The sequence below is a fragment of the Nocardioides dubius genome, assembly GCF_039528155.1.
Taxonomy (GTDB): domain Bacteria; phylum Actinomycetota; class Actinomycetes; order Propionibacteriales; family Nocardioidaceae; genus Nocardioides; species Nocardioides dubius.
The window spans coordinates 92,344-105,329 of record NZ_BAAALG010000002.1; the positions used below are offsets into that span (position 1 = coordinate 92,344).

The window sequence follows — 12,986 nt, forward strand, 5'->3', positions numbered from 1 at the left end:
CATGACCACGACCCCCAGTGACCTCGACGCCGCGGCGGTGCTGCGTGCCTCGAGCGAGGCGCTGGTGCGACGCCGCCTGGATCAGGTTGCGGAGATGGAGCTCCTGGCCCAATGGGCGGCGATCCATTCCGACGACGCAGCCGGCGGCATGGTGCAGGTCGGCGGCGAGGGCACTCCCCTGGTCCGCGAGCACTGCCTCGGGGAGATCGCGCTGGCACGCGAGGCAGGTGACGTCGCGACCCGCAACACGCTGGCCGACGTCCTCGACCTCCAGCACCGGCTCCCCCGATGCTGGGTGATGGTCCGCGCCGGCAAGGTGGAGCCGTGGGTCGCCTGCAAGGTCGCGCGCCTGTCCCGGGCGCTCGGGGCCGACGCCGTACCGGTGGTCGACGCCGCCGTCGCCCGGATGCTCGGGCATGAGAGCCCGGGCCGGATCCTGGACGTCGCCGCCGCCAAGGTCATCGAGGCAGACGTGGCCGCGTACGAGGCGCGGGTCGAAGCCGAGCGACGACGCCGCTACCTGGCGATCGGTCGCACCGACGAGCACGGACTGCGCACCCTGATCGCGCGGATCGAGGCCGCCGACGCCGTCTGGATCGACGCCACGGTCTCCCGGGTCGCCGAGATCATCACGCCGCAGCACGAGCACGCGGACGCCGACGAGCTCCGCGCCATCGCACTGGGCTACCTGGCCCGGCCTGCCGAGCTGCTGGCCCTGCTGGCCGAGGAGGTCACGCCGGCCGGCGATCTGCCCATCGACAGCACCCAGGACGGCTCTCCCGAGGAGCCGAACCGTGCGATCGCGTTCCCCGAGCGCCTGCTCGACCGGCTCCGCGGAGTCGACTGGAGCAAGCTGGCCCCGAAGGCCGTCCTCTACCTGCACCTCCACGAGGCGGCCCTCGCCGGCCGTGCCGGCGTCGTGCGCGGCGAGGACGCCATCGGTCCGCGCACTCTGGGCCAGCTCCACGGTCTGCTCCGCGGCGCGAAGGTCACCATCAAGCCGGTGATCGACCTGCACGATGCCGTCGCCTACACCGCCTACGAGCATCCGGTGTCGCTCAAGGAGCGGGTCCACCTCCGCAGCGGAGGCGACTACTGGCCCTGGGCGAGGTCCACCTCTCGTCACGTCGACTACGACCACGTGGTTCCCTTCACCGACGCGCCCCCGGGCGATCCGCCGCCCCAGACCGGCACCCACAACTCGGGCCCGCTGGGGCGCACCCACCACCGGTGGAAGACCTTCGCCGGATACCGCACCTGGCAGATCGGGCCTGCCAGCTATCTCTGGCGCACGCCGCACGGATGGGTCTTCCTCAGCGACCACCGCGGCACCTATCGGTTGCTGTGAGCTCGGCTGCTGTGAGCCCGGCCGCTCAACCGAGGCCGAGCACGTCCCGGATCAACGGCCAGGCCTGCGCGCCCAACCGCTGGGGAGCGCCATCGTCGCCGCCCACCTGATAGCTCCGGGCGAGATCCGGCACGTCCTCCCCGGGCAGGACCACCGGATGGCCCGCACGCGGATCACGGACCACGGTCGTCGCCCTGCCGTAGCGGGCCCGACGGTCCGCGATCGCTCGCGCGGCAACGGAACTGGGCCACACCCGGTCGTCTCCACCCACGACCAACAGCACCGGCCCCTCGATCCGCTCGACCGGGATCGTGGCGGCGGCCAGGGTCGCCGGATCAGCGCGGTTGCGGCTGCATGCGTACAGCTCGGCGAACGACGGCGACGGGCCGGGCTGCCACTCCCGGTCCAGCGGCACGAACGGCACCGGTCGCCCCTGCCAGGTCCACTTGCTGCGGGGCGGATCGTCGTCCCGCAGGTGCTGGCCCTCCCACGCGACGTCGGTCGGCGCCAACGCCACCACGCCCGTGACCCGGGGCTCGCGGACCGCCGTCAGGAGTGCGGCCTCGGCGCCGTAGGAGAGCCCGATGACGACCACCCGTTCGCACTCCCGCGCCATCAGGTCGACCGCGTCGGTGAAGGTCTCCAGCGGCACCTCGCAGGGAACGGGCGGCTGCCCCGGCCCGCCGAACCAGCGCAGCGCCAACGCGGTGACGCCGGCTCCCGCCAGGAACTCCGCGCGCCCCACATCGAGACGGCCGCTGGACCCCGCGAGCACCAGCGCCCCGGTGCGCGACCCGCCTCGGCCCGGCGGCCGGGCCCAATGCAGGTTCGCAGCGTCCACCGCGGGCGTCACTCAGTCGTGGGCGCTGCGGAAGACGCCGAGCCGGTTGCCACTCGGGTCGGTGAACTCGAAGCGCTGCCCTCCGGGATAGGCGATCAGCTCGTGCGCCACGCCCCCGGCCGTCTCGATGGCATGACGGGTCGCGGCGAGGTCGTCGGCCTCCAGCAGGACCAGCGGCCCGCCCGGCGTGACGACGTCCCCGAGCGCCAGTCCACCCACCTCCGTGTCGCCGTCGGCCGATCGGATCCCGGCATAGCCGGGCCCGTAGTCGTTGAACGTCCAGTCGAACGCCGCTGCGTAGAAGGCCTTGGCTGAGACGAGGTCGAGCACGGTCAGCTCGACGTAGCTGATGGGGATCATGCGCCGAGCCTAGAGCGCCCCAGAAATCCGGGCCAGGGCCTCGAAATCCCCCGCGAAGCGGAGCATGATGGAGGGAGCGGGGTCAGGCCCGCCTGTCCTGCGCTCAGCGCCAGTGGGTGATCTCGGTACCCCCGTACCCGAGATCACCTGCTGGTCTCTTCGGGCCCCGCTAGCGCCCCTTCCACACCGGCGCGCGGCCCTCGGCGAACGCCGCCACGCCTTCGGCGGCGTCCTCGGAGAAGAGCGCGGCTCCGGCCATCTCGGACTGCAACGCGAACCCCTCCTCCGCGCTCCAGTCCGGGGCCGCCTCGATGATCCGCTTGCTGATCTCCAGCGACAGCGGTGCGTTGGCCAGCACCTCCTCGGCAAGCGCGATCGCCGCGTCCAACACCGTCCCCGGCTCGGCGAGCCGGTTGACCAGGCCGAGCTCGGCCATCCGCGCCGCGGGCATCGGATCGCCCGTCAACGCCAGCTCCATCGCCACGTTGCGAGGCAGCCGTTGCGCCATCCGCATCACCCCGCCGGCGGCGGCCACCAGGCCACGCTTGGCCTCGGGGAGCCCGAACCAGGACTCGGTCGAGGCCACCACCAGGTCGGCCACCAGCGCCAGCTCGCATCCGCCCGCGAGCGCATGCCCCTCGACGGCGGCGATCACCGGCTTGCTGATCGGCGCCGCCGTGATCCCCAGTGGGCCACGGCGTTCGGTGAGTGGGAACTGACCGGCGGCGGCTGCCTTGAGGTCCATTCCCGCCGAGAAGGTGCCGCCGGCACCGGTCAGGATCGCGACCCGGGCAGTGTCGTCGCCCTCGAAGGCGTCGACGATCCTCTCCAGCAGCTGGGCAGTCGGGTGGTCGATGGCGTTGCGGCGATGCGGCCGGTTCAGGGTGATCACCCACAACGGCCCGCGGCGGTCCACCAGGACCGGCATCTCCGGAGCGGCCGGCACCGGGTGGCGCTCCTCGTCCAGGAACCCGAACGAGCTGACGTCGGCGACCTCGATCCGCCAGCCCAGCGGGTCGTCGTCGACGAATCGGGAGACCAGCTCCGGGTCACGGGTGCGCAACAGCGCCCGGTCGCCGGCCTCGGTGATCGCGCTGACGATCGCCGCCTCCGGCGCTCCCTCACGGTCGTACTGCACGGTGTAGGACTCGACCACCGCGGGCCCTGCCACGTCGGCCAGCGCCCGGCGGGCGGGCACCGGCTCGGGCACCGGCGTCAACGCCCGGTAGGGCCGCTCGGGCGGCGTCGTCGAGTAGACGCCGATCGCGTGCTTGGTCAGGTACCAGCCCAGCGAGGTCGAGAGCCCGAACTCCCCCGGGCTCTCCCGCAGCCGCGCAACCAGGGTCGCGACGGCGTGTCCGCCGTAGTTGTTCCCCGGACCCCCGCCGAAGGTCAGCCCGCCGGTCAGTGACAGCGGACGGGCCGGATCGTCCAGCGGCAGACCGATCTCGGCCGCCGCCACCTGCACCGCGACCGGGAAGCAGGAGTAGAGGTCGACGTGCGCGACGTCGTCGATGCGCACCCCGGCGTGCTCCAGTGCCGCCTGCCCGATGGCGTGGATGGCGGGCGAGGCGGCCAGATCGCCGCGCTCGCTGACGAACCACTCGTCATGCGCGGCCGCGCCGGCATGCAGGAAGACCCACTTCTCCTGCGGCACGCCGAGCGCCTCCGCGGTGCCGACGTCGGTGACGATGACCCCGCTCGCCTGGTCGACCTGCAGATTGGCGCAGAGCAGCTTGGGGTACGGGCTCGAGATCATCCGGTTGTCGGCGTCGGTCCTCGCCAGCTCCTCGGCCGCGACCTCCTCGGGCCGCCAGGCGTAGCGGTTCGTGGCGGCGACCCGCGACAGCCGCGACCACAGGCCGGTGATCGCCTGCTGGTGCTCCGCCTTGGAGCGTCCGAGCTTGTGCCGCAGGGCCGTCTCCAGCAGGCCGTAGACGTAGATCGGCGCCATCAGTCCGGCCAGGCTCTCCGCCTCGTTGTTGGCCTCCTTCTCGCTGCCGAGCACCCGGCTCGGGGCCACCTCGGGGCCCTGTTCGCTCCACGGCGGGGTATCGCCGCGCCGCTGTGCGGCCGCCAGGCTGTTGCCGGTCTCGGCACCGCAGACCAGGACCACCGACGCAGTGCCGTCGGCGATGGCCTGGCCGGCCGCGTTGATCAGCAGCTGGCCAGAGTCGCCGCCGAACCGCGCCGACTGCACCGTCTCCTTCGGGGTGATCCGCAGCGCGGAGGCGACGGCGGCGCCGAGATCGCGGTAGGACCACGAGGTGCTGGCGACGGCGTAGATCCCATCGGCCGCGGCCAGCAGACCGGGCACGCCGGCGTCGACCTGAGCCCGGCGCAGCGCCTCGGCTGCCAGGTCGGCGGGCTCATGGGTCACGTCGGGCTCATGCTGGACGACCTGGCCGACGCCCACGATGACAGGCGTGTTCGCGGGCAGCTCCCGCCCGCTGGCCTGGTGGAGCACCGGGCCGTGGGCAGGGGCCTGGACGCCGCGCACGCCGTCGTCGACCAGGGTGAGCAGGGCGGCGAGCGAGCGCTCCATCTCGTCGCGGACGGTACGGGCGATGGTGCCGCCCATCGGCCCGCGCAGCGGATCGCCTCCCATCCCGGCGTCGATCCAGACGGTGGCGCCGGAGCCGGTCGGCAGGATCGAGAACCACAGGCCCATGGTGAGGCCCATCGGGCCGGTGCCCTCGAGCCCGATCCGATGCTCCGTCGCCGTGCTCACCCGCCAGCGGATCTCGGCCGGGACGCCCATGATCTTGATCTGCTCGGTCAGGCTCGCTCCGGCGACCGCCACGGCCGGCGGTTGGCCTCGCCAGCCGGCGTGGATGCTCATCCAGCGCGGCAGCAGGCTCAGGTCGCCGACCAAGGTGCGGACCTCCCCCGCCGGACATTCGGTGGTCGCGCTGACGCTGACCGTCCGCTCATAGCCGGCCAGCTCCGGCGGCGCGGTCCGCTCGGCTCCCCCACCGCTGGTCGCAGGCGCGGCAGCCGCCTCGTCGCGGCGCACCACGCCCAACGCGATGTCGGCGATCGCTCCCGGGTTGCTGGCCGCCCACCGGGCCGTGCCGACGACGGAGCCGAGGGTCTTGCGCAGGTTCATGGGGAAGCCTTCCAGGGAGCCAACCGACACTTACCGTACGAGCGTACTGGAAACGCGCTAGGCTGGCGGGGTGTCAGCGAGATCGGAGCGCCGCAGTCAGAGCGAGCGCAGCCAGGGCACCCGGGCCCGGCTGTTGCGCGCGGCGGTCGAGGCGCTGCTCGAGAACGGCTATGCGGCGACCAGCATCACCGAGGTGCAGCAGCGCTCCGGCGCGGGTCGAGGCACCGTGCAGCACCACTTCCCGACCAAGGCGGACCTGATGGTCGCGGCCACGGCGCACGTCGTCGAGGAGCGACTGGCGCGCACCCGGGAGGCCGCAGCCGCCCTGGCGCCGGGCACGGATCGCCTCGACGCCCTGGTCGACCTGGTCTGGCTGGACCTGGGCAGTCCGGCATTCCTCGCCGCTCTCGAGCTCTGGGTGGCGGCCCGCACCGATGCGGCGCTGCGGGCCGCCCTACTCCCCCACGAGCGGCGCCTGCTGGCAGCAACCGGAGCCCTTTTCGTCGGGGTGCTCGGCCCGGAGCACAGCGACGAGCGGACGCCGGTGCTGGTCGAGTTCACCATCGACGTGCTGACCGGCCTCGCCATGACCACGCTGCTGAGCGACCCGCACCGCACCGCCACGGCGACCGGGCGTGCCGTCGCCGTCGAGCGCTGGAAGCGGGCGCTCCGCGTGCTCTTCACCGAGCTGGACGCCGACACCCTCTTCGGCTGATTCGCTCCACCTCCCTGGCTGGAACGGCGGCCTCCGCTCCCTGAGCGCCGCAAAACTCCGTCGGAAATGCTGAAGTTCCCCCACTTCTGCGCTAAAGTGAACGATAGGTGAACAGATCGTGAACCTAGAGAGGCAGGTGAGTGACGTGGAGATGCACTGGACCGTGGAGATTCAGCCCGACGGTGAGGAGCGCCTGGTCGCGCACTGGGTCCCCCTCGCGCATGCAGCGAGCACGCCCATCGCGGCTTGAGCCACAGCTACCGATTTCACGAAGGGCCCCCGCACGGGGGCCCTTCGTCGTTCCTGTGAACGCGACTCAGGTCGGCTGGCTACGATCCTCCCCATGCTCAAGCGATCTCTGGCCGCACTCGCCGCCGTCTCCCTGCTCACCCTCGCCGCCTGCTCGGACGACTCCGACGACAAGGACACCTCGGCCAAGGACGACAGCTCCCAGACCACGGAGTCCGGCTCTCCCTCCGCCGACGCCGGGACGGCGACCGGAAGCGCCACCGCAGCCGGCGCGTGCTCGTACCCGACCGACGGCTCCGCGCCCGCCAAGGAGGCCGACGCGCCGCCGGCTGAGCCCACCCGCACCGGCAAGGTGAAGGCGACCATCGCCACCACGGTCGGCGACCTCGCGATCACCCTCGACGCCGACAAGGCGCCCTGCACGGTCAACTCCTTCGTCTCGCTGGCCGAGCAGGGCTACTACGACGACACCACCTGCCACCGCCTCGCGGTCCAGGAGGGCTTCAAGCTGCTCCAGTGCGGCGACCCGAGCGCCACCGGCGCCGGCGGCCCGGGCTACTCCTACGCCGATGAGCTCGACGGCAGCGAGACCTACCCGGCCGGCACCATCGCCATGGCCAACGCAGGCCCGGACACCAACGGCTCCCAGTTCTTCCTGGTGATCGGCGACACCGGCCTGCCCGCCAGCTACACGGTCTTCGGAACCTTCGAGACCGCCGGCATCAAGGCCCTGGAGAAGGTCGTGGCCAAGGGCAACGACGACTCCATCGGCGACGGCACCGGCAAGCCGAACCTCGCCGTCGACATCACCAAGGTGACCGTCGGCTGACGCTAGCCCAGCGGAAAGCTCACAGCCGTGAGCTCCTCGGATCGCTCCCAGAGCAGCCGAGCGAGCTCACGGCTCTCTGCTTGAGGGGCCAGGCGGGCCGGCGCCGGAGCGCCCAGCAGCTCGCCGGGCCCGCTCGGCCCGAGGTAGCTGCCGCTCGGCAGGTCGAGCAGCGCAGCCTCCAGGATCGAGCGTGCGCCCTTCGACGGCGGCATCCCGACCAGCGCATTGCCGATCGCCGCCACCCGGGTGAAGAGCGGATTGCCGGTCCCGGACTGGATGCCCGTCGCGGTGTAGCCAGGATGCGCGCCGAGCGAGCGGACCGGGCTCGCGGCATCCCGCAGCCGTCGGCCGAGCTCTCCCATGAAGGAGAGCTGTGCGAGCTTGGACTGGCAGTACGCCGCATAGGGGTGGTAGTCACGTCGCTCGAAGCTCAGATCGTCGACGACGAGCTGCCCGGTACGGTGCGACGCCGAGCCGACGGTGACCACCCGGTCGGTGATCCGGGTCAGCAGCAGGTTGGTCAGGGCGAAGTGACCGAGGTGGTTGGTGGCGAGCTGGAGCTCGTAGCCGTCGGCGCTGCGCTGTTGCGGAACGCCCATCACCCCCGCGTTGTTCACCAGCACCTCACAACCCGGCGAGCGGTCGGCGAAGGCTCGCACCGAGGCGAGGTCGCTGAGGTCGAGCTCGGCGACGGCTACCGTGCCGGAGACGCCGGTACGCCTGATCCGCTCAGCCGCCTCCGCTCCCTTGGCCGGGTTGCGCACCGCCAGCGCCACATCGGCACCGAGCGCTGCGAACGCTCTGCTCAGCTCCAGGCCCAGCCCGCTGGTCGCTCCGGTGACGACGACACGGCGTCCGATCTGGAAGGGCAACACACTCACGGAGGAGAAGGCTGCCAGATGCCGAGCACGACTAGGGTGGTTTCGTGGCTTCTCCCGATACTGCACCGGCACTGGCTCTCCAGCTCAGCGAGGCCGTGACCCGGCGCTCGCTGATCGACGGCCTCGACTACGACGTCCACCTCGACCTCCGACGCGCCGCGGCGAGCTTCGACTCCCGTACCCGGATCCGCTTCACCAGCGGCGCGGGCAGCACCTTCCTCGACCTGAAGGCCGAGGCGATCAAGGCGATCACGCTCGACGGAGACGACGTCGACGTCGACCGGGTCCGCCAGGGGCGCCTGCCCCTCACCCTTACCGCAGGCGAGCACGAGATCGTGGTCGACGCCGTGATGGCGTTCCGCAACGACGGTGAGGGCCTGCACCTCTCGGTCGACCCGGCCGACCGCCGGCCCTACGTCTACGGGATGTCCTTCATGGACGCCGCCCCGAGCATCTTCGCCTGCTTCGACCAGCCCGACCTCAAGGCGCCCTACACGTTCCACGTCCTCGCGCCCACAGACTGGACGGTGATCGGCAATGCGCCCGGCACCCAGGCGGAGCCGGGCGTGTGGGAGTTCGAGAGCACCCAGCCCCTCTCGACCTACTTCGTCACGCTGGTCGCCGGGCCGTGGCACATGATCCACGACGAGCACGACGGCATCCCGCTCTCGCTGAGCGCCCGGCGCTCGCTCGCGCCGTACCTCGACGCCGACGCCGAGGAGCTGCTGACGGTCACCAAGCAGTGCTTCGACGAGTTCCATCGGCTCTTCGGGATCCGGTACCCGTTCGGCAACTACCACCAGGCGTTCGTCCCCGAGTTCAACGCCGGGGCGATGGAGAACCCGGGTTGCGTCACCTTCCGCGATCCGCTGATCTTCACCAGCAAGGTCACCCGCGGCGAGCGGATCCAGCGCGCGACCACGGTGGCGCACGAGATGGCGCACCAGTGGTTCGGCAACATCACCACCCCGCGGTGGTGGGACGACCTCTGGCTCAACGAGTCGTTCGCCGAGTACCTGGGCAACCGGGTCACCGCCGAGGTGACCGAGTTCGACGACGCCTGGATCCACAACGCGTGGACCCGTCGTCAGTGGGGCCTGGTCGCCGATCAGCGGCCCAGCACGCACCCGGTCGCCGGCAATGGCGCGACCGACGCACTCGCGGCTCTCCAGGACTTCGACGGGATCTCCTACGCCAAGGGCTCCAGCGTGCTGCGCCAGCTCAACACCCGGCTGGGCGACGACGTCTTCTTCGGCGGCGTGATCGAGCACCTCACCCGGCACCGGTTCGGCAACGCCACGATGGCCGACCTGTTCGGCGCCTGGGAGCGGGCCGGGGCCGGCGACCTCACCCCCTTCACCGAGGGCTGGCTGCGGACCGCGGGCCCGGACACCCTGCAGCACGACGCCGCTCTCCGCGCGCTGATCCTGACTCCGGCCGATGCCGACGCTCCCCCGCGCAGCCACACCCTGAGCGTCGCCCTGCTGGACGGCGACACCTGGCGTCACGAGAGCGTCGAGGTCAGCGAGGCGGAGACCCCGGTGCCGGCAGCGGAGGCGCTGGTCGTCGATCCGGACGAGCAGACCTGGGTGCTGGCGCTCGCCGACCCGGCCTCGATCGACGTCCTGATCGGGCGTGGCGGTGGCCCCAACGAGCCGCAGGTGCGTGCCGGGCTGTGGAACAACGTCCGCTCCGCGCTGCACAACGCCGAGGTCTCCCCCGCGCAGGTGATCGACCTCGCCGTCGTCACCCTGCCCACCGAGCAGGTCGACGACGCCTTCCGCTCCCTGGTTCCGTGGCTGAGCGGCAAGGCCGTGCCGCTGACCCAGGAGCCGGACGATGCGGCGGCGCGCCTGCACGAGGCGTTCCGGGAGCGCGTCGACTCTGCGGAGCCGGGCTCGACCCTCCAGCTCGGCGCGCTCCAGGGCGCGATCGCGACGGCCGGCGACCCGGCGGTGCTCCATCGCTGGCGCCAGGGCCAGGACCTGCCGGACGGCGTCCAGCTCGACCTGGCCGTGCGCTGGCGGATCATCAACCGGCTCGCGGTCCTCGACGCGATCGCTCTCGCCGGGCTCGACGCCGAGTTCGCCAAGGACCCCTCGACCCAGGCGGGCGTGTCACGGGCCGGTGCCCGTGCCTCGCTGCACACCGATCAGGCGAAGGCCTGGGCCTGGGCGCGGTTCACCGGCGCGGAGCCGGCCACCAACTACGAGCTGGCCGCGATCGGGGCCGGGATGTGGGCGGGCAGCGACCTCTCGCACGCGCTGCCCTACGTCGACGACTACTTCTCCCGGATCACCGAGCTGCAGAGCGTGCACTCGGGATGGGTGCTGGGCGAGGTCGTCGAGGCGTTCTTCCCGCTCGCACCGCTCTCCGCGCAGATCGCCGAGCAGGCCGAGGGGTTGATCGCCAGCGGCGACCTGGACGTCACGGTGCGGCGTCGCCTGGTCGACGCCACCGACGAGCTTCGCCGCCGCCTCGCGGTCGTGGAGAAGTACGGCGCCCCTCGTGTCGGAGCCTCCCTCTAGGTTTCCCGCATGCGCATCCTCCACACCTCCGACTGGCACCTGGGGCGTTCCTTCCATCGCGAGGGAATGCTGACCCACCAGGGCGCCTTCGTCGACCATGTGCTGGAGGTGGTCGCCGCGGAGAAGGTCGACCTGGTCGTCGTCTCGGGCGACGTCTACGACCGGGCACTGCCGCCGGTGGACGCCGTCAAGCTCGCCAATGAGGCGTTCACGCGGCTCTCCCGCTCGGGCGCCCGCGTGGTGATCAGCAGCGGCAACCATGACTCCGCGCAGCGCCTCGGCTTCGGCTCGGAGCTGATCGACGCGGCCGGCATCCACCTGCGGACCAGGGCCTCCGAAGTCGGCACCCCGGTCATGGTGGAGGACGCCCACGGCCCGGTCGCCGTCCACGCGCTGCCCTACCTCGAACCGGATCTGCTCCGGGAGCCGTGGTCGCTCGCCGCGCGCTCCCATGAGGCGGTCCTGGGCGAGGCGATGCGCCGGGTCAATGCCGACCTCGCAGCCCGCCCTGGGGCGCGCTCGGTGGTCCTGGCGCATGCCTTCGTGGCCGACGTCGCTGCCACGGTGCCCGAGGTCAGCGACTCCGAGCGCGACATCAGCGTCGGCGGCGTCAGCATCGCGCCCGCCGCCCTCTTCGATGGCATCGACTACGTCGCGCTGGGCCATCTGCACGGCCGGGCCACGTTGACCGACCGCGTCCGCTACAGCGGCTCGCCGCTGGCCTACTCGTTCTCGGAGGCCCGACACCTCAAGGGCTCGTGGCTGGTCGACCTGGACGGCACGGGCCAGGTGCGTGCGGAGTTCATCGAGGCCCCGGTCCCCCGGCGGCTGCACCAGCTCTCCGGCGAGCTGGCCGCGCTGCTGGCCGATCCCGCACTCGACGCCCACCACGAGGACTGGCTCGCGATCACGCTGACCGACCAGATCCGCCCGAACGCGGCGATGGAGCAGCTGCGCCAGCGCTTCCCGCACACCCTGCAGCTCTCCTTCGCGCCCAGCGGCCCGATGCCGCGCGACGGCGCCCGCCAGCGACCGGGGGCGGGGGTGAGCGACCACCAGATCACCCTGGACTTCATCGCCGAGCTGCGTGGAGTGCCTGCCGACGACGCCGAGGCGGCGTTGCTCCAGGAGGCCTGCGACGCCTGCACCCATGATCGCGACCTCGACCGCGAGGCCGGCTGAGATGCGCCTGCACTCCCTCACCGTCACCGGCTTCGGCCCCTTCGCCGACACCGTCACCGTCGACTTCGACACCCTGGCCGCCGATGGCCTCTTCCTGCTCAGCGGACCGACCGGGTCGGGCAAGACGTCGATCCTCGACGCCGTCTGCTTCGCGCTCTACGGCGACGTGCCGGGCGACCGCGGCTCCGCGAAGCGGCTGCGCAGCGATCAGGCAGCACCCGGCGTCGCGCCGCGGGTGGAGCTCGAGCTGACCGTGCGTGGGCGACACTTCCGCCTCGCGCGCTCACCGATGTGGACCAGGCCGAAGAAGCGTGGCACCGGCACCACCACCGAGCAGGCGCACGTGGTCTGCAGCGAGCACATCGACGGTGCCTGGTCCCCACTCTCCAACCGTCTCGACGAGGTCGGCCACCTGGTGACGGGCCTGCTCGGCATGAACATGGCGCAGTTCTGTCAGGTCGCCCTGCTGCCCCAGGGGCAGTTCCAGGGCTTCCTGCGGGCGCGCTCGGACGAGCGGCACGCGCTGCTGCAACGCCTCTTCGCCACCGACCGCTTCGAGCAGATCGAGCGCTGGCTCCGCGACCACGCCCGCACCCTCAAGCGTGACGTCGCGGACCAGGAGGCCGCCCTGATCCGTGCGATCAGCCGGGTCGAGGAGGCCGCCGACGCCGCAGCGCCCGAGGATCTCGCCGACGCCGAAGGGTGGCTCAGCGAGCAGACCGAGGCCGCCTCGACGGGTGCTGCGGCTGCCCAGGAGGCACTTGCGGTGGCGACGCATCTCCGCGTCGCGGCGGAGGCCACCCTCAGCGCGGGCCGCGACCTCGGCACGCACCAGGGCCTGGGGCGTAGCGCCGAGAGGACCCTCGCCGCGCTCGATCAGCAGGCCGGCGAGCACCGAGAACGGCTGGCCCTCCGAGCGGCCGCCCAGCGGGCCGCGCAGGTGC

Annotated in this window: 10 protein-coding genes; 6 read left to right on the forward strand and 4 right to left on the reverse strand. The window is 72.1% G+C overall.

Translation table 11 applies throughout. The features are described from left to right. Position 1 precedes the first annotated feature (1 nt). Positions 2 to 1,348, forward strand: coding sequence for a hypothetical protein (locus ABD151_RS02310; RefSeq protein WP_343990921.1), 1,347 nt, complete (start codon positions 2 to 4; stop codon positions 1,346 to 1,348). Positions 1,349 to 1,373: 25 nt separating this feature from the next. Here ABD151_RS02310 and ABD151_RS02315 read toward each other — a convergent pair whose 3' ends face one another. From ABD151_RS02315 to ABD151_RS02325, 3 genes are all read right to left on the reverse strand, one after another. Next, positions 1,374 to 2,189, reverse strand: a complete 816-nt coding sequence (locus ABD151_RS02315; protein WP_343990923.1) for an alpha/beta fold hydrolase — start codon at positions 2,187 to 2,189, stop codon at positions 1,374 to 1,376. Between the two features lie 12 nt (positions 2,190 to 2,201). Next, complete coding sequence (locus tag ABD151_RS02320; protein WP_343990925.1) at positions 2,202 to 2,549, reverse strand: VOC family protein; 348 nt, start codon at positions 2,547 to 2,549, stop codon at positions 2,202 to 2,204. A 169-nt stretch (positions 2,550 to 2,718) separates the two neighbouring features. Beyond that, on the reverse strand, positions 2,719 to 5,658 hold the full coding sequence (locus ABD151_RS02325) for a type II toxin-antitoxin system Rv0910 family toxin (protein WP_343990927.1): 2,940 nt from the start codon (positions 5,656 to 5,658) through the stop codon (positions 2,719 to 2,721). Positions 5,659 to 5,728: 70 nt separating this feature from the next. Here ABD151_RS02325 and ABD151_RS02330 point away from each other — a divergent pair, with 70 nt between their 5' ends. Continuing rightward, a complete protein-coding gene (locus tag ABD151_RS02330) occupies positions 5,729 to 6,373 on the forward strand; it encodes a TetR/AcrR family transcriptional regulator (protein ID WP_343990929.1) in 645 nt (214 codons plus the stop codon). A gap of 343 nt (positions 6,374 to 6,716) precedes the next feature. Continuing rightward, a complete protein-coding gene (locus ABD151_RS02335) occupies positions 6,717 to 7,451 on the forward strand; it encodes a peptidylprolyl isomerase (protein WP_343990931.1) in 735 nt (244 codons plus the stop codon). Positions 7,452 to 7,453: 2 nt separating this feature from the next. Here ABD151_RS02335 and ABD151_RS02340 read toward each other — a convergent pair whose 3' ends face one another. Beyond that, on the reverse strand, positions 7,454 to 8,332 hold the full coding sequence (locus ABD151_RS02340) for an SDR family NAD(P)-dependent oxidoreductase (RefSeq protein ID WP_343990933.1): 879 nt from the start codon (positions 8,330 to 8,332) through the stop codon (positions 7,454 to 7,456). A gap of 44 nt (positions 8,333 to 8,376) precedes the next feature. Between ABD151_RS02340 and pepN the strand changes: the two genes are divergently transcribed. From pepN to ABD151_RS02355, 3 genes are all read left to right on the forward strand, one after another. Next, positions 8,377 to 10,860: an aminopeptidase N gene (gene pepN / locus ABD151_RS02345; protein WP_343990935.1), complete on the forward strand. Its 2,484-nt coding sequence runs from the start codon at positions 8,377 to 8,379 to the stop codon at positions 10,858 to 10,860. Between the two features lie 9 nt (positions 10,861 to 10,869). Beyond that, positions 10,870 to 12,042: an exonuclease SbcCD subunit D gene (locus ABD151_RS02350; RefSeq protein WP_343990937.1), complete on the forward strand. Its 1,173-nt coding sequence runs from the start codon at positions 10,870 to 10,872 to the stop codon at positions 12,040 to 12,042. 1 nt (position 12,043) lies between these two features. Beyond that, positions 12,044 to 12,986, forward strand: a 943-nt coding sequence (locus ABD151_RS02355; protein ID WP_343990939.1) for an AAA family ATPase, incomplete at its 3' end; no start/stop codon positions are given.